We start from the raw sequence: 23,363 nt of genomic DNA on the forward strand, positions 1-23,363 counted from the left end.
CATTCATACTAAATTATGGGTTATAGTATATATAAATACCTAATTATTGAAAGGGATGACCAATATGAAGAAGATGGAAATCAAAGAAATTAATATACTTGCTGAAGCATTATATGAGAAAGAAGTTCCTTTAAAACTAGGAAAAGATATTTTAAAGTTAGCTAAAGATTTTACATATACAAATGACACCCGTGGTAAGCGCTTAAATGAATACAGTGGTCTAATGAAATATCATACAAAGGAAAATAGGTGAGGTTATGCATTTTAATAAACTCATATTTGAAAATTATAAAACCTTTTATGGCACTCAAGAATTGACATTAACTCCTCCCATAAATGATGAATGTCATAAAAATATATTGTTAGTTGGTGGTTTAAATGGAGCAGGAAAAACAACAATTTTAAAAGCCATCTTATACGCATTATTCGGAAAAAGAGGGTTTAGTCAAGACGAACATAGAAGAGTTTTTTCAAATGTAATTAATAATACTTTCTTTAACGAAGGTGGTAGAAAATGTTCAATAACACTGGTAATTGAGACCGATTCTAATGAAATTTGGAAATTAATAGTTACGTGGCATTTTTCAAAACATAAATCATTATCTCATGAAGAACGTGAAATTCATGTAACCAAAGCAAATGGTTCTATTCCAAAGGTTGTTAAATTACCTGATATGGCAGCATTTAATAAGCAAATCGATCGAATCATTCCTTATCATGCAGCACCCTTTTTCATCTTTGATGGCGAGGAGATTAAAGAACTAATATTACGTCAGGATTCAGAGGAAATGAAAAATGCCATAAAAAAAATAACTGGTATGGAGTCATATGATCAATTAATCAAAGACTTGAACGAACTGAAAGATGATTATTTAAAACAATTAGCAAAAGCTTCTAATGCCGACGACTATAAGACTGAATATAAGAAATTAGAAAAACTAAAGGAAGAGCAAATTGAGTTAGACAAGCGAATTAGACGCCTTGAACATTTAAAAACAGACGTAGCTGAGAAGCTTGATATGTTAAAAACGACGAGAGCTGAAAAACTTAGAAATAATAATAACTCAAAATCAAAATTAGCAACTAAACTTGGTGGACTTGAGGTAAAAAAAGCCACACTCACTGATGAATTTAGAACTTTCTTTAATGAAAACGCATTAAATATTATTATGAGAAAACAAATAAGTAAACTGCAAAAGCAAATTAAATTAGAACAAGAATTTAAAAAGAAACACATATTGAGAGAGCAATCTTTAAGTCCATATCACGAATTTATAAATCAATTATTAAATAGAAATATTGATCCACCTTTAAGTAATTCTCAACTGAAGCAATTAAAAAATTTAGGAGAAGAAATATGGTCTAAAGAACATAACCTAGACTGTGATACTGATGAAAAAATTTTACACGATCTGAACTCAAAAGATTTTAACATGTTGAATAACATAATGATCAGAGATCCCTACCATCTTGCTAAAATTCTAAAAGACATAAATTACTACACAGAGGAAATCAACAAAATTGAGAATGTTCTAACAAACGCACCCGAGGAAGAAGATATAACTAAAGAAAATAACCAGATTGATGTTTACACAAAAAAAGTTGGCGAGTATGAGGCGAAGTATAGAGCAGTTTACAAAAAACGAAAAAGTGTCTTAGATGACATAACAAGTCTGAGAAATAAAGTTACACGAACAAATAACAGTAATATCGATACAGAACAAATTAAACAAGAAATAGATCTTTTAAATCGCACAACTGATGCACTGCGACTTTACATTAAGAGAATAACAAATTATAAAGCTAATTTTATCAAAGAATCTTTCAAAGAAATATTAATAGATATTTTCAGAAAGAATAATGAGTTTGGAAAAATTGAATTCGATGTTAATGATTATTCCATTAAGCTCTATAACGACAAACTACAAGAAGTAAGTATAAGGGATCGATCTGCGGGTGAAATGCAGATGATCTCATCAGCTCTTATCTGGGCACTAACAAAGGTTTCAGATTTAGATTTACCAATCATAGTTGATACTCCTCTAGGCAGATTAGATAGCGAGCATAGAAGTAGATTAATTAATCACTATTATAAAAATCTAAGTCACCAAGTAATAATTTTATCAACAGATACCGAGATTTCTAAAGATTATGTAGCCACAATGAAAGATCATTCATATAAACAATATATGCTCGATTACGATGAAAATAAAAAGTATACCATCATAAGAGACGGTTACTTTGAATTTAATTAGGAGTTGGAAAATGATAAAACAAATGTACTTATCTAAAGATAAAAAAGAAATATTAGATAAAATTCTTGATGAATTAGAAATTGAACGTGCATTTTGTATAAAGCTATCACTTGCAAAGGGAATAGAGCATTTTAGAGGGTTTGATTTAGTTTCGTATAAAAGCGGTCGAAAAAATCATTGGGAAATTCCGAAGAGCATTATATCAAACGAAGAGTTATTATTATTCCAACACTTAATCTTTAACGAGTTAAATAAATCTATCCCTGATGAAGAACTAACTATTTACCTAAATGGATTGATAGATCATGGTCTATCTATTTTACAGAATAAATCCACCGAAAAAAATTCATTAGAGGACTTTCGTATAAGTGTATTAAGTGACTAAATTGATTACAGCTTGACTACTGAATATTGCATTGAAAATGTACCAGGCTTGTCAAGTTTATGGCCAGTGATTGCCAACAATTGTACCGCTTTTTTACAATCTATTTACCATTACTTAAGTGAGATTAGGTAATATGTTTAGCGAAGTTCATAAGAGCACACCAGCTCGTATTCATTCAGTCGATCCTCTGACGCAACTATTATGACTATATAAACATATACAATATGCTCACATTGGCACTGATTCTCACCCTGGTTGGCTCTATTTTTCGCTTAAGTAGCTCTATTTAAATGCCGTATTCACTAGTGGTACATTCCTTTGGCAGTAGTCAACCGTATTCATAGCAATAGTTATAAATAATAGACAGACTGCATTTTGGCAGTCTGTCTATTATTAGATTCTCTCCGATAATGGAGAGATATTTACTATTATACTTTGAGTTGTCGATAAGTCACCATTTTCTGTTCTAATCGGCCCATTTACAATACACTGGCCTTTTTTCAATCTCCTCAATTTTTGCTCCCACTCATATCTCTCGGAGCGGTCATTGGCCAAACTAGCGGCAATATTTGAGATTTCTTGATCTGGTGCCGCAAAATATATTTTTTCTCCAGAATTCTGTAATCTTGATAATTCAGCTGAATCAAGCTGTGATTTTAAGAATTGAGTTGCATACCAACCAGACCAACCAAATTTCCTACCTTCTGTTAGTATACGTCCAGATGGTGAGTTTTCTCGATGATCTAAGTTTTGCGCTTCATCCAAAATAACTGGTAGAGGCTTATTCTTTTCACCATGTTTAAGCGAGTAATTCCATAAATCCCAGAGAATAAATTCTGTAATAATCAATTGAACTTGTCTAGTAAAGTTCGTTAATTGAATTATATATACCTCTCCGCGATCATTAAATATATCCGACCAGTTAATAGTTTCTTTACTCTGGAAAGGGTCACGGTCTATCAGTGGTTTGATTTGTGATAAAGCAGTTTTTGCGTATGTTGAACCTTGTTCTTCTAAACAAACTTCCAAATACTTTAAGCTCATGTTCTCTTCATATCGATCAAGCCCATCCATAGTTGCTTGATAAATAGCATTAAGTTGTTGAATGCCCAGAGAACTATAGACAGATTCAAAAACGGATTTCACTCTTTCTGCCACATCTACATTCATTTCTGGTAATTTAATTCCTTCAAGATCTCTAACGTTTTTCGCGAATGGATTTATAGGGAATTTCTCATTGTATACTATTCGATTTGTAATCTTACCACCAAGATATGAAGTGAATTCAGATTCCAGTTGATTAGGTAAAAAGCCCTCTGTATAATCAATAATTACGCTAGATATACCTCGTTTAGCCTTTTCTAACAATAGACACTGCATAAAATATGTTTTTCCTTGACCACTTTTACCTGATATTAATAAATGTCGATTTGACAATTGGTGATGTCCAAATTCCCAATAAATCTTTTGATTAGTATTTTCTACAGTACCAATTAGTAGTCTTGTTTGCTCCAGGTCTCTGTGGTCTTCCTCTTGAATAGGTTCAGGTGAGACTACTTTTTCAATCGTTTCAATATTATTTTCTTTCGTAATATCAGATTCTTCAGCATTAATTATTGAATCAATATGCTGCTCTCCAATGTCAAAGGACGAATCATTTGAATGTACTTCCCCTTCAGCATGATCATCTATTATCTGCTCTTCAGCAAGAACATCTATTTTATAGTTATAGTATAGTAACTCTTCCTTAACAAAATCAGATCTACCTTGTCTTAGATTCTTAGATAGCACTTTAATTGATTGAATCAATCCATAATACCCATCATCTTCTAATAACGTTAAATACAATACGTTGTTTGTTAACTCCTTTTCTTTAATGTAACTCTTTTTCTTAAATGATAAAACTGCGCCCTTTCCTATTATGGGCTCTAATTTTCTACTAATATCGTAATTTTCGTTGATTAGTGAATTTAGCACATGATCGCTTAATTGATAATTTTTCTCTGGCCAGAAATTTGCTTTCTTTAGTTTATTAGCTGTTGAAATTAATAATCTAGCAAAGAAGTTTCTGTAGAAGCGATTCGTAAAGGTTCCGTTATTAGATAAATTATCATGAAGTAACTCAGTAACTTTATCTATTTGTTCCTTCGCTTTACTTATGACTGCAGTTGGATTAAATCCGATCTTAACTTCTATTGGATAATAGTGTAGTTTAAGGTTCTCTTCTCCCTCTTCAATACCAATAAAAAGGATGTCATCTGAAATCTTACCGGTTGAACCTAAGTTTTTTGCTGAAAAGACGCCGTTATTTTTACTGAGATTTGAAGAGCCAGCAACACGTAGAATCTCTTCTAAAGATATTGGAATCCAAGTTATATTCTTATGATCTAAATGTGCCAATGCATATTTAATTCCGGAAATAATACTTAACTTTTCTCTATCCTTATGTCCTGCACTTCCGATTATCTCTAGTAACCATTCTCCGTTAAAAACATTAAAAGAAGTCACTACATCTTTAAGCAGCTCTTCCGTAGCCTGAACATTTTTACTTTCAAGAAATTCTTTAACCACTTCTAGATATTGTTTAGTTTTGTTTGTAATTGTTATTGCATCATATCTACTCCCTGTTGAGTATTGATCACTATAATGAATAACATAAAATTTTTCTCGGTTATTACTAAAATAAGATAAATCAATGGTCGGATCAACTAAAGTTGTCCAAAATGAATTTTCAGTAATTATCTCAAGTAATTTTTCATTTACTTCAGAGGTTCTAGAATAAATAGATTCGTTTGCTCTATATGAATTATTCCCTCCATTAATAATATTAGCAGCCATCTCATTAACTTTAGATGTTATTTTAAATAAGCTATTTCCAGTATCTTTATCAATATACTTTGAACCAAATCCTGTTTCATAACAATCATTTGTATCTTTAACAGATAATGAAGATACTAGCCCCTCAATACTCAAACCAGTAGATAAATTATTCATTTCATGCAAGGCATCCGATTCTATATTATCCATTTTATAGAAGGATATATGTGCATACTTTATATCTTCATCTTTATTAACAAGATTTAAATTGTTTTTATAATACAAAATATTTTTTTGCAGCTCATTAAAGATGACTTCCGCATCTACAGTCCTTTTTTCAATATTCAATGGATACCTCTCTACAAATTCATTTACAGAGCCCATTTTGATAAAGTGATCAAACTCACTAACAGTCTTATGGTAAGAATATAATGAGATTTCTATAGGGAATAATTTATTTACACCATTTTTTTCAATGTATTGAATCATCCATTCAAGTAAACCTTTAAAAACTTCTTGATCATTCGTAATATTAATCACATTAATTTTAATTGGTGCTTTGATGTGCGAATTAAATAAATATTCAAAGTGAGCATTAAACTGTTTCAGTTTATCTTTAATAACTTTAGCCAAATATTGATTTGCATCGGAAATTGTCACTTCTGTCACAGGTTTATACTCAATCCACTCGAAAGCATCCATTCTATAATCTGGTTTAAGTATCATGTTTTGACCACTATCGGCATCATAAAAATCATAAATGAATGGAACTAAACTTTCGGGAATTAACTGTTCTAAAATAATCATATCAATACTCTCTTGTTTGACTATTTCAAAATATTTCAATTTATAAGCAACGATCAACGGATGAAAAGGCGTTAAATAGAGGCCCGTGTGTGTTCTAACTGTTCCTAACTTAAAAAGATCCACACGTGGCTTTCCTGTAATATTTTTCTCTTTAACTTCATCAATTGCTGCTAAATACTCCGTTATATATTCATTCGCTCTGCTCTTCCAATCTGAATTTACCGTTGATAAACTTGGAATTGTTTTATTCACTATAAAATGATTTATAAATCGGCTAAAAGCTTCTCTTAAGTTAACAGATAACTCAATGTCTTCTGGTATTAATTGTTCAGCTTTAATAACAGCTGCTTTATAGTTATAATTGATGAACTGATTTTCAAATTCAAAGAAATTTTTATATTCGCTATTAAGACTGTACGTTTGATTGCTGATATAAAGCTCATCTTGTTCAATATTCCATATAATATCTTCTTGATTCTCTCGTATTTTTCTCCATAACCTCTTACCATCTATTGGAGTTTTAACAGATTCATTAGCATCAAGCATAATTTTGACTATAGCTTCTCGAATTTTCAATGAAAAAATAATATCATCAGCCTGCATTATTTCTTCACCAAGATTAATATTTATTACTTCTAATGAATTAAGTTCAATCATTTGATTTTGTTGTTCTAACAAAACTTCTTTGTTGTTATTACCGCTTCCGAAACTACCTATTTTAATATCACTAAGTGATTTAGGTAATAATTTCAAAAGTTTTCGCTTTGGGTTCACTAAAAATTTTGAAGTATACCTTTGAAGGTATTCCTTTTCAAAAGGTAGAACGGCAATAAAGTATTTACCTCCTAATGTTTTCGAAGTTTCGTGGTAATACTCAAAACTGAAGTAATCTTCAGCTTCTGGGTCTACACAGCTCAGGGTAACGACCAACTGTTTGCCTTTAATAGACACTTCCATATGTTCTTTGTTATTTGTCACTTTAATATATTCTTTTTTTAGATGTTCTACATTTTTACTCGTATCAACATTAACTTTAAATTGGATTTTCTCACTTTTATTTTCATTAAAAAATAACATGTGATTTTTTCTTTTACCAGCAGCAGTTGAACTTTCACTACGTTCAATAAATTCGATGCCTTCTTGATCATTAACCGTATTTAAAGAAACTTTTTTACGTTTCTTCTGATTCTCATACTCACTTCTGAATCTCTCAACTTCAGCATAAGTTAATGATTCCCACTCGTCGCTTGAAAGTTTTTTTACACCCTGTTCAGTAAACTTATTTGATAACTCTTCGTTTACATCACCATATCCATGCGCTTTTTTTACTAATTCAAAGTATTCACTGTTATTATTTAACCTTTGCTCATGTTTATTGTAAGTAGTACTAAGCTCATAATCTCTAAAAAGTCCTAACTTTTTATAATCACTATCTTCTAACTCTTCTTTCATTAAAATTGTAAAAATCTGCTCAAAATCAAAAAATGTTAACTGATTCATTTGAAATTCATCAAGTATTTTACTCAATTTATATTTCAAAACTATTTTATCATTCTTAGATAAAATGGATTTATCTATCTTCATCTCTAGTTTGTTGGCAATGTACGTTGCATTTAACGGCATTCCTTGCTTTTGAAGATCACTACTCCCCCCGATTATAGAATCTAAATCTTTAGAAATGATCATTAATAAAGCAGAGTTGGTAAATACCCCCTCTTGTTCACTGACACCATTCCTTAAAGTAACTAAAAAGTCTGAACTTACATATTCAGATGTGTTAGAACAGATTAAATCAATTTCATTAATTGAAATAATAGGAGTTTTGTATTCCTTTCCATTTAAAACATCATATTTAAATTCCTTGTCATTAGAATACTCTTTGATTGCATTAGCAAAGGCATCGATGTCATCTTGTGAATCAAACGCTAAATAGAAGCGCTCTCCAATATTTAATTGTTCAGTTTCAAAAAAATCAACGAGTAAATTAACTATATACTTATAGAATTGGTTTAACATATTGAGCATCACCACTATCACTTTTTTTGTCGATCACATTTATTTTTTCTAACAATCTTAAGACCTCCACCTTAGAGTGTCGATCAAATTTAATTCCTCTTTTTTCAAATCCATCAAATAATTCATTTAAAGGAATACGTTTATCCTTTATTACTATCGCCGCTATTAAATAAAAACTTTCATGTGTTAAATTAAATACATTCCCTAAACTACCACGTTGCTTAACAAATGTTTTCTTTCCAATAGCCAAAGCATTTTTTCCAAATTCCTTCTGATTCTTATCTGCCATTCCTTTACGCACTTGACTAATCAGAATAGAAATAAGTTCATCATAGTTTTTATCTTTTAATTCCATTGAATTTATTGATAGGTTTTGTAGCCTACTATACTGTTCAATCCATTCTTTCAAGTCTTTCTCGTACATGCTTTGGTTGATGGTTTTAACTTCTATTAAGTCACGTATATCTTTATACGTCAATGCTTGAACAGCCTTTTGATCTTTTGCTTTTTCTAATTCTAAATAGTTCTGATGTTGTTCTGGATAAATAATGTGACTTAACTGCGCTAGCACATGCATATGTGCGAATAACTTTTCTGATTTAGAGTTAACATAATTATAACTTTCATAATCACCAGATGCTTTTCGCTTTTTACTTAACTGTTCTGTTTCTATAGAAAAATACAAACCATCTAAGCTATGGTATTGTGCTTTTTCTTGCTTTTCAAATTTAACAATTAATTGGCAAGAGTACATAAATAAATAAAAAGTTGTCAGTAATTCTAATTTATCTGTGAAGTATTCTTTGTGATTCTTTAAAAAATTTAGATCTTGTTGGTAAAATCTCTTAATAACTGACAAGTGATTCTTGTAATCTAGTTCTCTTTCAGTACTTTTCTCTAAATCAGGCAAACCATTCACTATCACTTTCAACAATAGATTGTCAGTACTCTTTTCTAAAAACAATGAATTAAATTCTTCTGGTTCATCCACTAAAATCTCTCTCATAAAATCAGCTATTTTATCTAAATTAAAATTTTTCCCATCTCCGAAATTAACATAGTTAAACAAATAAGGATGAACTATTCTCAATTGTTTGCTATCAAACAAATACTCTGCTAAAAATTTCTCGAAAAGCACTCTATTATCTTCATCATTATTAAACTCAATTTGATTGGCAATTAATTCGATTAATCGAACGTTTGGTTCAACTAAAGTATCTTCTGATCTTTTAATATCGATCTTCACTTTCCCACTTTTAGTAATAAACCTTCCAATAGTTTGATGAATCCCTTTTTCTAAATCTTTTAGTAATTTAGTTGTGTAAGGAAGGATATCTTCACAAAGTCCTGTTGTATGTCTAGTATCTTTTTCGAATTTACTTACTAAATATGGCACATCTAAAACTCTCATGCTTAGCTCTCCTTAATAAATTCAATCTCATCATCAAATCCTGTTGTCCTTAAAATGAATTTCGATTGATCCAATTGATTCACAATAAATATTTCCTCTTTCTTTTCTCCATAACTCATTACTTGATCAACAAAATCATTAAATTTTACTAAAGAGTCTTCGTCACGTTTATTTGGTTGATAACCATCAACTACACGATTTAAAAATCTATACAATTGATAATCTACTTCTAAGGATTTAATATCATTGCCCTTACCAAAACCCAGACGGAAAATATTGTTACTTAAATTCTTATTTTCTCTGACAGTTTTAGGCTTAAGTGAAAGTGATTGTGCAATTTTATATTTATTATTAGAATTTTCCAAATAATAAACACCATCTGTATCTGTACCATTAATTTTCTTTATTGCATCTTGCAATAATTTATTGAGGTTCTTTTCGGTATCTCGATCATTTTTATTGTATAGATACATTTCTTTAGTAAATTGATCAAAGCAAGCATCTTCTTCAACCTTCACCTTTCCAAATAAATACATCACCCGAAGCACAGTCTTAATGTATAACGCTGCGGTGTAATCCGTTAAATTAACTGGATCAATTTCAAAAGGCTCGATTAGTAAATTTATTGATGAGTTATTTAGAGTGTTTTTCCTTACTTCTTGCCAATTTTCTCTTGTGTTAAACTTCAGTAAGAGTTGATCCGTTTCATTTGAACGCTGTCCCACAGGATCGAATTTACATATAGCATTTAATAGAATAGAGCGATCATTACTGCTAAATAAAATGTTAGGTAATAATTTTTCTAGGTTGTTAATTTCATTATTATTATCCATAGTTGCTTCAGTTAATAACATATCCGAAATAAAGTTAAGGAAGCTTCTTGCTGATATTACCACTTTATATTTTATAATAGCCCTCAGCACTAAGTTCACTATTTTATTCTTCACTTCTTTGTTTTTAAGAATTGCAAAGTTATAGTGTACAACCCTATTAGCGTTGTTATTTTTTTGGTCAAGTAAATTCGCTTGATTAAATGGATTACTGGGCACGCTATCTGTTATTTTATCCAGTAAATCAGTATAAAATGACGATTCTATACCGTTTTTGTTAAAATCATAAGGTAAGTGATTACCAAAATTTACAAGAGATAAATACTGATCCTCAATAACATCAATAATACCCTCCTCAAATAATTTGGATCTTTCTATAAAGTCAACAAGTTCAGAGAAATCTACTTGTACACTTTCATCTGATATAAAGTTATGCAGTAACCCTAGATTTATTGCTAAAACTACTTTACGGTTCTCATTAGTCTCGCCCTTATTTGAAAATGCACTAAGTTTTTCTTTTAATGTATCAATTGCGTTTAATTCGGGATCCATACTTTCAGTCGCATCATTAATAATGACATACTCTGATAATAAATTTGTATTATTATTCAAGTAGGCAATAAGGTGTGACTTACCATCACCGACACTACCTCCCAAGATTACTAAATGTTTATTTTTGTTTTGATCTTGTTCCAATATACCTCTTAACTTTGCTTCTATTTCTCGTTGAACGTGTAAATATCTTTTAAAATCATTAAAATGTTTTGCGTTTTCAACAGCCTCTTTAGAAGACTCCTTTAATTTATTTATTTCTCTAATTAAATAACTTTGGCCCTCGCCAAGGTTTTCGGTAATTTTATATGTAGATTCCTCTGGTTCAATATTTTTGATTTCAGTTTTATCAATTGTATTCGCACGCTCATTATTCGATGCATTCATTCGTTCAATTTCTTTTTTTATTAGCTCTTTAATGTCACTTTCACTATTATTATTTGGCTCATTATACTCCGGAAACACTTTTGTGTGATCTAAATAACTTTCAAAATACCATCTAGTTACCACATAGATAGAAGCATGTGATGCTAAAGCATCGTGAATCCTAATTATATTGTCGGAATCATGTGATGCCCTATTACCTTTCAGCCTGATTTGATCTAAATCCCTAGCAATTTTCTTATCAAATATACCATCACTATCAAAAGCTCTAATTTTCTCATTTAAATTTTTATAAATATAGAGTTCTAACCTCTCAATCTCAATGACACTGTTTAAAACCATTTCGATTAGCTTCCGCGCTTTAACACATGCCATTGCTGGTTCATTATAAATTAATCGCTCCATACCTATAATTTCATTACCTAAATCATGTGATTCCTGCTTTAAGAAATCAGCAAATATACTCATTGTTATCACTCCACATTTTACTGTTATTAGTAATATTTTAGCATCTAATATAAGGAAATTTAAGATGTTTAAGCAGATTATCACTTAATTTAACACCTTTTGTCTTAGTTTTTTGTAAAATACCTAAAATGCTAATATACAAATTAGATCTTACGTACGTAGTATTTAGAAACTAGTAAATTAAGGATAAAGAAGGAGCATGGAGATTTATTTCCTGCATACCTATTTAACTTTTTCATTAGAAATGGTAATATGTACTAAGAAAGAACAACTAGCTACGTACGTAAAAGGAGTGAGTGACGTGGATATTGGTTTCAGTTATAATTTCCCTGCAATAAAAGGCATTCAAGCTGATAAGGAATTTTTCATAGCGATGTGCCCTTTACGCGTTATACCAAAAATTTTCTTATTTGATGAAGAAGAGATCCCACCAGAGTTTCGTGCTCAGAGAATCATAAACAAAAACCGAGTGCCCGAGATCACAAATTATATTTTAGATAATCGTAAAGACTATGTTTTTTCATCATTGACCGCTTCTATTGATGGAGATATTACATTTACACCCTCATCTAATCAACCGGGGCTTAAGGAGACGGGCGTTCTAACTATATCCCTTGATTCGCGCTTTTTAATTAACGATGGTCAACATAGAAGAGCAGCTATTGAAGAAGCTCTTCGGGTAAACCCTGAGCTAGGTAATGAAACCATCTCCGTTGTATTCTTTATAGATAAAGGTCTGAAACGGGCTCAACAGATGTTTGCGGATTTAAATAGACACTCTGTCAATACAACTTCGTCTATTGGCATTTTATATGATCACAGAGATCAACTCGCTATCACTACCAAAGATATCATTGACTCTAATATGTTCTTAAAAAGATATACTGATAAAGAAAAGGTGTCACTTTCAAAAAACTCTCCTAAATTATTATCTTTAAATCACATATTTAATACAAATTTAAAGATATTAGATATTGCAAAAGGTGATCCAATTAATACTGATCAGATAGATTTTTTATATGATTTCTGGCCCGAGCTCATAAAATCTATTGATGAGTGGGTACAGATATTGAACAAAGACTTAACACCTAAACAATTACGTGCTAACTATATAGTAGGACATGGTGTGTTTCTAGAAGCGCTAGGTTTAGTCGGACACCAGCTCTATACCGAGTACCGTAAAAACTGGAAAACTCATATTAATAAATTAAATAAAATTGATTGGTCTCGAACCAGAACTGATTTATGGCAAAATCGAGCGATCGGGAAAAACGGAAGAGTAACTAAGAATAATACAACGATTAAATTAACTGCTATTCAAATTAAAAAAATAATTAATTTACCGCTAACTCAATCAGAACAAATAGCAGAATCAGAGTTTATGGAGGAAATGACATAATGACAGGAATAATATCAAACCTCTTTGAAGAACAATCAAACTTGGTAAAAGAAGCACGAGAAGAAATAAGAAGAGTATATTTAAGTGATGATCGACCCTGGGTAATTGGATACAGTGGCGGGAAAGATTCCACTGTAGTAGTTCAGCTTATCTTTGATACATTAAGTAAAATGCCTGAAAATGAATTACACAAGAAAGTGTACATTATTTCATCTGATACGTTGGTCGAAACGCCCTTAATAATACAATCTATTAATACTACACTTAATAGAGTTGAGAATAAGGCGCTGAAATTAGGACTCCCAATTGAAACTCATAAAGTCCAACCCGTAATTGAACAATCTTTTTGGGTTAACATTATCGGTAGAGGTTATCCATCCCCAAATCAGACATTTAGGTGGTGTACAGATCGCCTTAAAATTGACCCTGCTAACAGATTTGTAAAAGACAAAGTTGATACATTTGGTGAAGTTATTATGGTGCTCGGTGTTCGTGAAAAAGAAAGTAGGACTCGTGCTAATGTCATTAAATCTCACAGCGTAACAGGAAAAGAATTAATGCGACATTCCACTCTGTCCAATGCATTTGTTTATGCTCCTATCAAAAAGTTCGACTTAGATGATGTATGGAATTATTTACTAAACAATGAGTCGCCTTGGGGTGATGATAACTATGAACTTTATCAATTATATAGTGAGTCAAACAGTGGTGAATGCCCTCTCGTTATTGATAAAACTGTTAAAGAGTCAGCTGGTTCATGTGGAAATTCACGTTTCGGATGCTGGGTTTGTACAGTAGTTAATGAGGATAAGGCACTAACTGGTTTTATTCAAAATGGACATGACTGGATGAAACCACTACTAGTTTTTAGAAATTGGTTAACAAATATCCGTGATGATCGCACAATGAGAATGAAACATCGAACCAACGGACAAACTTACTTCCTCCCCGTAAAGACTAAGGTAATTGACGGAATAGAAAAGATTATTATTGATAAAAAAGGTAGTCGCGAAAAAGATTATATTCCTTTAGACAATTTTAGTATCATTGAAAAAAAAGAATTAAAGAGCTATATTAAAGAGCACAATATTAATTTAAGCGAGGGGTATGATCCCCTTATCTTAATTAGAGATGAAGATGGAAACTTAAATCGTTTTGGCTTAGGTGGATACACACTCGAAGCAAGGAAAGAAATATTAACAAGATTATTAAAACTTCAAAAACAATTGAAACATCCAGATATTGAAAACTACCAATTAATCAGTGAACTTGAATTAAAGGAAATTCGTAAACACTGGTTTAAAGCCGGAGATTTCGAGGATGGATTGCCAGAAATTACAAGTAAAATACTTGACTATAGTATTGATTTTGAACAAGATGATCGTTTAGTTTTTTCTCAAGAAGAATTGAATCAACTTGAATTAACATGCCAACAAGAAGGGCTAGATTTCAATCTTGTAAAAAAACTATTGATGATAGAAAAAGATTATTCTGGGCTTAAAGTTAAAAGAGGATTACTCGAAGACTTAGGATCGGCATTAAAACAAGATTACTTACATCTTTAAATAGCGAGGATTTATACACATGAAATTTATAGAACTACAACTAACAAACATTGGTCCCTTCTACGGGACCAATTCATTTAATTTTGATTCAGAAAAAAAACTTACTTTAATAGGAGGGCAAAATGGAGCTGGGAAAACTACATTTCTGAAAAGTGTTCGATTAGCTTTGTATGGCCCTCTAGCTTTTGGTTTAAAAACAACTACACCAAAGTACTTTAACAGAGTTATAAACATGATTAATAATCAGGCTAGAGCTGAGAAATCAGAAAATTACTCAATCTCAATAACCTTCTCATTAGTCTCTAATATGGAACGGACAACTTTTAAAATTATTCGCAATTGGAAAATTAGTCACTCTATGCGAGAAGATGTTATGGTGCTTAAAAATGATAAAATACTCGGTCCGAAATCTCAAACCTTGTTTTTTGAAAACTTAAGAACCAGTTTTCCACCATCATTGCTCGAACTATGTTTATTTGATGGGGAAGACATAGCTACATTAACTAAGAATGATTTCCTATCATCATACTTAAAGGATCTTTCGAATAAACTGTTTAATTTGGACTTATTTGAAAGCTTACAAACCAACTTAAAAAAATATTTATCTTCCGTGGACAAGACAAGTGAACAAGCCGCTTATGAAGATGAATTAACAGCATTAAAAAAAGAACAAGTGAAAAATCAGCAATTAGTTCATGATTTAAATCATGAACAAGAAACCTTACAAAATGATTTAGATGAATTGATTATCAGACAAAAGCAATTAAAAGAAACATTCCAAACTCATGGTGGATTAGTTAAAGAACAAAGAGAGAAATTATTACTTAGAATAAATACAATTGAACACGAACGCAAGAACAATAGTGACTCAATAAAAAATTTCATTTCTAGAGATCTACCGTTTTTTATCATGGCTCAACAGGTCAATAATTTAACCAATCAACTGGAGTCAGAAGAAGACTATTTCATGTCAAAAGTTATGCATTCTAAAATTCAAGAAATTAATTTTTCAAACATACTTTCTGATGTTGATTTATCCAGTGACATAGCCGAAAAAATCAAATCTAAAATTGGAGAGCAATTTAAAGGCGATCAAGAAGTTGACCTTATCCATAACGCTTCTAATAGTGAAGCGCAAAGTATTTATTCCCTTAACCAGCAACTTAAACAAGAACAATTTAAATCCTTTGTTAGCTTAATAAAACAAAATAAAGAACTGTTAGTTGAATTAAAAGAAGCTCGAGATAGTTTAAAAATAAATGCTGAATCTACTGAGTTCAATGATATGGTCAATGAAATCGAAAGTTTGTCTAATCAAATATCTCTATCTGAAAACAAATTGCACATAATTGATTCTGACAAAGAAGAGCTTAGTTCTGAGTTGACTGAAATAGAAAATAAGGTGAATAAGGTGAATTTGAAATTAAGAAATATTTATAAAACAAAGGAATCTTATGGAGAATCAGAAAAAGTTATTAGAGTGACTGAATTATTCCAAAACAAGCAACTTAGAAGTAAATTAAGAGATGCAGAATACTTATCCTTAAAAATGATTAAATCTTTAATGCACAAACACGCATTCATTCAGTATATATCAATAGATCCAATCACTTTTGAAATTAAATTGTATAATAATAAAAACGAGTTGATTAATCAACAGGTTCTTTCCGCAGGTGAAAAAGAGATAATTGTTTTATCAATAATTTATGGAACTATAGCTTCTTCCAAAAAGGAACTCCCCTTTATTTTAGATACCCTTTTAGGCAGATTAGATGAAGAACATAAATTAGCAATTGTTTCAACGTTATTACCAAGTCTTGGTTCTCAAGCTATAGTACTTTCAACAAACTCTGAAATCAATGAGGGACTCTATCGTTCTGTTAAAAATCAAATCGCCTTTGAATACACGTTAAATTATATTGATACTGAACAAAGAAGTGTTATTGAGCATCACTTTTTTGACTTTGACAAAGTAGGTGGAAAATATGAATTTTAGATTAAAAACAACCGAAGAAGTAGCAGAAATTTTGAAAGAGTTACAATCCACTACAAACTTAAGACCGAATTTATTGTCCAGGATAGCTATATCATTATCTGTATTAGAAAAATCAATTCCCAATTACGTTGAAAGTGATCTTAATGGGCTTGACTTTAATAGAGCGACTTTAACAGGCGATCAAGATTACTTTTATAAAGCTATAATTACTCAACACTTTGGTAAGCCTTTGACTGAAGAGGAGTACTTTCCGGATCTGTTTAATGCACATCTTACCAGAGGAATTGAAATATTAAGTAATGAGTATAAACACTTAGGGAATTATGAGAAGTTATTAAATTATCTTGTCAATATTTCAATTACTCAATTAGGGGAGGTTTAATGAATGCTGTACCTAGATAATAGCGCGACAACACAAGTTCATTCTGATGTCTATAATGAGATGTTGCCTTATTTATCTCAAGAATATGGCAACCCATCTAGTAAGTATTATTCTTTAGCTATTAACTCAAAAAAAGCTATAGAACAATCGAGACAACATGTGGCTAACTTAGTTAATTCAAAAAAGATGGAAGTTGTCTTTACAAGTGGTGCTTCAGAAAGTAATAACACAGTTTTAAAAGGGGTGACAGAATACTACTCAGAAAAAGGAAAGCATATTATAACAACGAAAACTGAACATAAAGCCATTTTAGATGTTTGTTCATATCTAGAAAAAAAGAGATTTAATATTACTTATCTTGATGTGGACTCTTATGGTCGAGTGGACCCTGAAGATATTCGAAAGAATATCACCAGTGAAACAATTTTAGTGAGTGTCATTTGGGGCAATAATGAATTAGGTTCTTTAAATGATATTCGTTCAATTTCCACTATATGCGAAGAACGCGGCGTATTGTTCCATTCTGATGCAACACAAGTGGCTGGAAAGTTGAAGATTAACTTTGATGAAATCAGTGGACTATCATTTCTCTCCTTATCCGCTCATAAACTACATGGTCCAAAAGGTATTGGTGCATTAATCGTTCGTAGTGATGAGTACGGTAAATTAACACCTTTTACCCCTCTTATTCACGGTGGTGGACAAGAAAATGATTTAAGGAGTGGCACACATTCTGTGCATAACATTGTTGGTTTCGGTAAAGCTGCTGAAATTGCTAGTAATAACTTAAAAGAAAACATCATTAGTCTTGAGAAACTTGAAGAAAAATTGATTGCACTCTTAACAACCAAGTTTAAAAATAACATTTCTTTCAATTCTGATAATAATAATAAAATCCCAGGCATTGTTAATGTTAGATTTCATGGATTAAATAATGAAATATTACTAAAAAAATTATCACCTTTAATTGCAGCTTCTACTGGATCAGCTTGTAGCAGTACTAACCCTTCTTATGTTTTACTGGCTATAGGGCTCTCATTAAACGAAGTTCGAGAATCTGTTAGATTTTCATTTTCACCATATACACAACTAAAAGATTTAGATATTTTTCAAGATTTATAAATAAAACTAAAAATGTTTAGTAATTATCACCTGAAATTTCTGATGATATTGCTAAACATTTTTCATTTAAATTGAAATACTATTCAATTTGGGTTACCATTTTTCATTCAACATCTGTTTTTTCTTCTCTTCATATTCCTCATCAGTTAAAATACCTTCTTGCTTCAACTGATGCAGTTTACGTAATTTTTCATCAAAACTATCATTGGATTGCTTGATTGCTTCTGAGGAAGTATTCGCTTCCGTCGTTACATCTACACGATGCGTGGCAACACCTTTTTGTGTGAAGGCATTAATCCCGTGCATAACCGTGATACCAATTGCGAATAGCACCCAAACGATACCAAAGGTACCGAACGTCGGCAGTACAAAGATAAAACCAATCAAGACAAAAATTATGCCCGCAATAAAACCAAACATTGATTGACCCTTACCTGGTCTTACATTATAACGCTGATTCATCGTTACACCTCACTTGGTTTTTTATCTATCTCATCATAATCATACCATACTCAAATATTACCAACAAGAAAGTTAAGCGTTATCAAAAAAAGCTGATTAAAGCGAACTTTTCAGTTCGTCTAATCAGCAAACTCTCTCAGTTACACTTATTGGTAACTCCCTTAATTATATAAAAATTTAAAAGAGATCGAAACCGTCATTTCCTATCTCCTTTTGAACATTTAGAAAAATATTCATCAAATGTTTCTTTTAAAACCCTATTTTTTCTCGTAATCAACAACAGCTTGAACAGCCATCAAATAATCGAAAATATGCACACCTTCATAATTTTCTTCATGAACTTCTTTGATTTGGCTGTTGAGTTTCTGATAGACATCCTTGGCAAGACCGTTTTCGTTAGTCAGTAAAAGATAGTCTAAAAACAAACCATTTACAGCCATTGATTCATAGTTTACAACAGGTTTTTTTGTTTGGCGGTCATACTGACCGCTTAACTGATCGCTATTATTATACTCAGCTATTATCCAGCGGTGAAAGGCATCAGGCGGTTGATTAGTTAATTTCACGTAATTTTGCGCAATCAATAATTGATCAACCAGATGCGCAGTATCTTTTTGTTCGAAAGTCTTAGTTTCGACATTATATACCTCATTAAAGAATGGTTCGTTTTCAGCCTCACTAAATAGTTGTCTGTAGTCGGTTAAATTAACACCCATATCAGTTAGAATAGAAATATCTTGATAACTCAAGTGCATTGTAGATGGTATATCGTCATAATACCAATCATAGAAATCAACGTAAAAACCATTCTGATAATGAGCCTCTTTTAACGCATCTTGATAGTTATACGCCTCTTCAAGATACATCGGTTGATCAAATGTAATAGCAGCACGTTTTAATGCTTCAATAACTCTGAAGGTATCCACAATGGCATCTACTGTTGTGTCCGTTGTGCGCCATTTTATAAACGATTGTTCAACAAAATGACTTTTCATAACTTGATACGTCTGTTTAAATAACGCTTGATTTTCTACCGCTTCAAGATAGATCAAGTATTGTCCCATCGATTCAGACAAAAACTCATCTCTCTCTGGGTACATCCGTAAGACACCTTCTTTTGTTTCATAATACGTTTGTATAGTGGTAATAGGATCAGGGTGCTCACTTTGACGTAACTTATTAGCTGTCATCATTAGGACCACCCCGACTAAAATTAATATTAACCACACCCACCAGCGAATACTGATCTTCTTTTTCGTAGCTTTCATCATTGTGCTGATTCTTTTTTGTAGCGCTTTGTTTTATCCCACTTCGTTTGTTTCTTAAAAATACGACCTGAGATATATTGAATAAGACTTTTGAACAACATAATTAAAAACAATTGAGCATAAGTGAAATACATAATCATCCCTATACCGACGTTTTTAGGACTAAGTAGGTCTTCAAGTACCATTGCACTTGCAATTTGTGCGCTGTATACCACATAACTGAGAAACCATAATAACAACAGTGGGGTATCAACCGTCGGGAGTGGATAGCCAATTAACCCTAAAATAAACCACACATTACTAAATGCTAAAAAAATGATAAACACAAGATAAGTTAAGATATGTTGCATTGAATGAACAAAAGTTCTTCCTTTCCAAAACTTAAACGTGTATAATGACTTTTCTAGTAAATACAAATTACCCGTTAGCCAACGTGTCCGTTGTTTAATTAGAGCTTTGAGTTGTTCAGGCTCTTGTTCCCACGTTCTCGCATGGTGCACCACGGGTAATATATAACCTAAGCTAGCAACTCTTACAGTTAATTCAGCATCTTCTGCTAATGCTTTTGGATCGTAACCACCCGCCTCTTCAATGACATCACGTCGAAGTAACATATTCGTGCCCGCAAGGGCACCTGCTTTAAACAATTGATAACGACCACTTTGCATCAACAACTGAAAAACTTGAAATTCTAAGGCGATCATCCGCGTTAACATATTTGTTTCAGCATTGATTGTTTTTACATAACCAACAGCACCTCCAGCTTTTTTCGTTCGCTCAGCTGCGTGTACAAGTCTGAGTACACTTTCTGGTTCTGGTTGATTATCACCATCAAAGACACAGAAGTAATCAGATGTTGTTGACTGTAAGCCGTAATTTAATACCGACGACTTACCTTTAATCTCCATTTCGGGCACGTACAAATAATGAATGTTACTAAACTGCATTTGAAAAGCACGCGCAATTTGTCCTGTATTATCTGTCGATTGATCATCTAAAATATAAATATTCAATTCTCCTGGATACTTTAATTGACTCATGGCTTCTAATGTCTGTTTAATCACAAGTCCTTCGTTATAACACGGTACGAGTACTGCGACAGATGGATACTCTTCAAGCGGTGAATCGTCTAGTTTTTTAAGTCGTCGATATACCCCCGCAATTGTTAATATAGAATAGTAAGTTAACATTAACCAAAAGAATATCATTATAATGACTAACACATAAACCATCATGACTCGTCACCTTCCTTAGGGGCGAATCGTTCAAAATCATAGTCTTCGGCATGGTAATAGCAATAACTAACTGGCAACTCAATTTCATTTAAATGATGCCGAATCGTATTAAAAAATCGCTCTGTTACCTTTTCAACACCAATATCTGATGTATCTTGTAAAAAGACTAAATAGTGTTTATTGTCTAGCTTTGTCACTAAGTCAAATTCATTTCGAATGGAATCGAGTAACGTTTCCGCAATATAGGCGTGCATTGCTTTCTCAGTAGTCTTGACCGCCGTTAAACTAAACTCAACCACCATATTTGTTTCTTTTCGTCGATCTGTCCCACGGGTAATAAGATGCACCCGTGATTTAAACTCATCCAAACTTAAAATTTCAGTTGAGCCTTGGTATTTTTCTAACGTTTTAATCTTGGCTTCTTGGTCAATTAAACGTTGTTCTAGAAACTTAACCACGCCGGTAATGACCCAAATGAGCAATAAGCTAGCCGATAGTAGGATATGTTCCCAAATTAAATCAAATTGATTTTGAATGGACGCTTCGGTAATAAAAATCAAACTAAAGCCAACAATGAGAATAATCGACAGCACAACTAAAAACAATTGGCGCCAAGTTAAAATCAAACTGATTAAAATCACACCAATAATGAGCCACATGTTAATGGCAACTAAATAACCCGTACTAAAATAAAAGACACCAACAATCGTAATGATAAATAGAATTGATAAAAATGAAATAGAGCGTTGATAGCGTATCATCCCTTCCTTACCCCGCTTTCTATATTTTATTTAATATCTATTTATTTTCCCTTTTTTCAGAATAAAAAACCATTTTGAGTATGGAACTGAGAAAATATGTTATGCTAAAATTAGAAAAGACACAATATAGGATGAAGATTGTCGTATTAAACAAAATAAAGGAGAAATTTATGCCACTTATATTAGGATCTAGCTCCCCTCGACGCCAAGACATTTTAAAACAAGTAAAGCTTGACTTTACTGTTCGCACACCAAACGTCGATGAGTCACAAATCAAAACAACTAAACCAATTGAAAAAGTATCTGCCCTTTGTAAACTAAAGGCGGCGAGTATACTCTTTGAATCTGATGACGACGTCATTGTAACAGCTGACACGGTCGTGAGCTTTAACAATATGATCTTTGAAAAACCGAAAACAAAACAAGAAGCTTATACGATGATGCGAGCATTAAGTGACCAAACACATGACGTACATACCGGGGTATTAGTCCGCTCGAAACACAAACAGAAATTATTTGTTGAGACGACAAAAGTTATGTTTTATCCTCTTACAGATGAAGACATTAATGAGTATATCGATACGGATGAACCTTATGATAAAGCTGGTGCTTACGGTATACAAGGCCTTGCGGCCCCATTCATTAAAAAAATTGATGGGGATTATTATAATGTTGTCGGGTTACCGATTGGTCAATTGATGCAAGTATTAAAACAGTTTTAACGACCTTGTTGATTCAACTAACTGAACTAAAGGTGAAAGAAAAGGAGAGAAGCAATGATGAAGAAAAAGCTACGTGTTGTTGCTGCCATTATTGAAAATAATGAACAAGAGATTTTCTGCGCTTTACGATCCCAACAGATGTCACTACCAAACTTGTGGGAGTTCCCCGGAGGAAAGGTAGAACAAAATGAAGATATCTTTGTTGCTCTTGAGCGTGAAATCAAAGAAGAATTTAATTGCCGAATTGTAACTGATGACGTAATCTTTGCCAAAACAACGCATGATTACGACTCTTTTATTATTGATCTGATTGCAATAAAAGCAACATTAATAGACAAAGAACCCGTTTTAACTGAGCACGCACAATATATTTGGCTGAAGCGCGACAACTTGTTAAGTTTAAACTGGGCTCCTGCAGATATACCAATTGTAGAGAAACTTCGAACAGAAAAGAACAGACACTGATTGCTGGTGTCTGTTCTTTTCCTTGTATTCATAAAAATGTGGGTCAATGCTTTTTTTATAT

At 32.0% G+C, this 23,363-nt stretch carries 17 protein-coding genes; 10 read left to right on the forward strand and 7 right to left on the reverse strand.

The window, feature by feature from the left end; all coding sequences use genetic code 11:
- Positions 1-64 precede the first annotated feature (64 nt).
- Genes BM098_RS03110 through BM098_RS03120 form a run of 3 tightly spaced genes read left to right on the forward strand, consistent with a single transcriptional unit; the run spans position 65 to position 2,640 of the window.
- On the forward strand, positions 65-253 hold the full coding sequence (locus BM098_RS03110) for a hypothetical protein (protein ID WP_089830302.1): 189 nt from the start codon (positions 65-67) through the stop codon (positions 251-253).
- Between the two features lie 4 nt (positions 254-257).
- Positions 258-2,255 (forward strand): DNA sulfur modification protein DndD, encoded by a 1,998-nt coding sequence (dndD, locus tag BM098_RS03115; protein ID WP_089830305.1) that lies wholly within the window; start codon positions 258-260, stop codon positions 2,253-2,255.
- 10 nt (positions 2,256-2,265) lie between these two features.
- On the forward strand, positions 2,266-2,640 hold the full coding sequence (locus BM098_RS03120) for a hypothetical protein (RefSeq protein ID WP_089830308.1): 375 nt from the start codon (positions 2,266-2,268) through the stop codon (positions 2,638-2,640).
- 393 nt (positions 2,641-3,033) lie between these two features.
- Here BM098_RS03120 and dptH read toward each other — a convergent pair whose 3' ends face one another.
- Genes dptH through dptF form a run of 3 tightly spaced genes read right to left on the reverse strand, consistent with a single transcriptional unit; the run spans position 3,034 to position 11,925 of the window.
- On the reverse strand, positions 3,034-8,280 hold the full coding sequence (dptH, locus tag BM098_RS03125; RefSeq protein WP_159430099.1) for a DNA phosphorothioation-dependent restriction protein DptH: 5,247 nt from the start codon (positions 8,278-8,280) through the stop codon (positions 3,034-3,036).
- Positions 8,261-9,691, reverse strand: coding sequence for a DNA phosphorothioation-dependent restriction protein DptG (gene dptG / locus BM098_RS03130; protein ID WP_089830312.1), 1,431 nt, complete (start codon positions 9,689-9,691; stop codon positions 8,261-8,263). The genes dptH and dptG overlap by 20 nt, the downstream gene beginning before the upstream one ends.
- A gap of 2 nt (positions 9,692-9,693) precedes the next feature.
- Positions 9,694-11,925, reverse strand: coding sequence for a DNA phosphorothioation-dependent restriction protein DptF (gene dptF / locus BM098_RS03135; RefSeq protein WP_089830314.1), 2,232 nt, complete (start codon positions 11,923-11,925; stop codon positions 9,694-9,696).
- Between the two features lie 301 nt (positions 11,926-12,226).
- Between dptF and dndB the strand changes: the two genes are divergently transcribed.
- From dndB to BM098_RS03160, 5 genes are read left to right on the forward strand one after another with little or no spacing between them, the layout of a single operon-like run.
- On the forward strand, positions 12,227-13,324 hold the full coding sequence (dndB, locus tag BM098_RS03140) for a DNA sulfur modification protein DndB (protein WP_089830409.1): 1,098 nt from the start codon (positions 12,227-12,229) through the stop codon (positions 13,322-13,324).
- Entirely contained in the window at positions 13,324-14,889 is a 1,566-nt protein-coding gene (gene dndC, locus BM098_RS03145) for a DNA phosphorothioation system sulfurtransferase DndC (RefSeq protein WP_234987396.1), read from the forward strand. The genes dndB and dndC overlap by 1 nt, the downstream gene beginning before the upstream one ends.
- Before the next feature lie 19 nt (positions 14,890-14,908).
- Complete coding sequence (gene dndD, locus BM098_RS03150) at positions 14,909-16,885, forward strand: DNA sulfur modification protein DndD (RefSeq protein ID WP_089830318.1); 1,977 nt, start codon at positions 14,909-14,911, stop codon at positions 16,883-16,885.
- Positions 16,875-17,267, forward strand: a complete 393-nt coding sequence (locus tag BM098_RS03155) for a DndE family protein (RefSeq protein ID WP_089830320.1) — start codon at positions 16,875-16,877, stop codon at positions 17,265-17,267. The genes dndD (BM098_RS03150) and BM098_RS03155 overlap by 11 nt, the downstream gene beginning before the upstream one ends.
- Before the next feature lie 3 nt (positions 17,268-17,270).
- Entirely contained in the window at positions 17,271-18,389 is a 1,119-nt protein-coding gene (locus BM098_RS03160; RefSeq protein WP_089830322.1) for a cysteine desulfurase family protein, read from the forward strand.
- Between the two features lie 93 nt (positions 18,390-18,482).
- Here BM098_RS03160 and BM098_RS03165 read toward each other — a convergent pair whose 3' ends face one another.
- From BM098_RS03165 to BM098_RS03180, 4 genes are all read right to left on the reverse strand, one after another.
- Entirely contained in the window at positions 18,483-18,851 is a 369-nt protein-coding gene (locus tag BM098_RS03165; protein WP_089830324.1) for an SHOCT domain-containing protein, read from the reverse strand.
- Between the two features lie 257 nt (positions 18,852-19,108).
- The gene (locus BM098_RS03170; protein WP_143423368.1) at positions 19,109-20,041 is read right to left on the reverse strand and encodes a hypothetical protein; all 933 of its coding nucleotides are present in this window, start codon (positions 20,039-20,041) and stop codon (positions 19,109-19,111) included.
- A gap of 77 nt (positions 20,042-20,118) precedes the next feature.
- Positions 20,119-21,309: a glycosyltransferase family 2 protein gene (locus BM098_RS03175; protein ID WP_234987397.1), complete on the reverse strand. Its 1,191-nt coding sequence runs from the start codon at positions 21,307-21,309 to the stop codon at positions 20,119-20,121.
- Positions 21,310-21,350: 41 nt separating this feature from the next.
- A complete protein-coding gene (locus tag BM098_RS03180) occupies positions 21,351-22,115 on the reverse strand; it encodes a hypothetical protein (RefSeq protein ID WP_089830328.1) in 765 nt (254 codons plus the stop codon).
- A 170-nt stretch (positions 22,116-22,285) separates the two neighbouring features.
- Here BM098_RS03180 and BM098_RS03185 point away from each other — a divergent pair, with 170 nt between their 5' ends.
- Positions 22,286-22,837, forward strand: a complete 552-nt coding sequence (locus tag BM098_RS03185; RefSeq protein WP_089830330.1) for a Maf family protein — start codon at positions 22,286-22,288, stop codon at positions 22,835-22,837.
- Between the two features lie 57 nt (positions 22,838-22,894).
- Positions 22,895-23,302, forward strand: coding sequence for a (deoxy)nucleoside triphosphate pyrophosphohydrolase (locus tag BM098_RS03190; protein ID WP_089830332.1), 408 nt, complete (start codon positions 22,895-22,897; stop codon positions 23,300-23,302).
- Positions 23,303-23,363 lie beyond the last annotated feature (61 nt).

Source organism: Halolactibacillus halophilus, from assembly GCF_900115605.1.
In the GTDB taxonomy this organism is placed as follows: domain Bacteria; phylum Bacillota; class Bacilli; order Bacillales; family Amphibacillaceae; genus Halolactibacillus; species Halolactibacillus halophilus.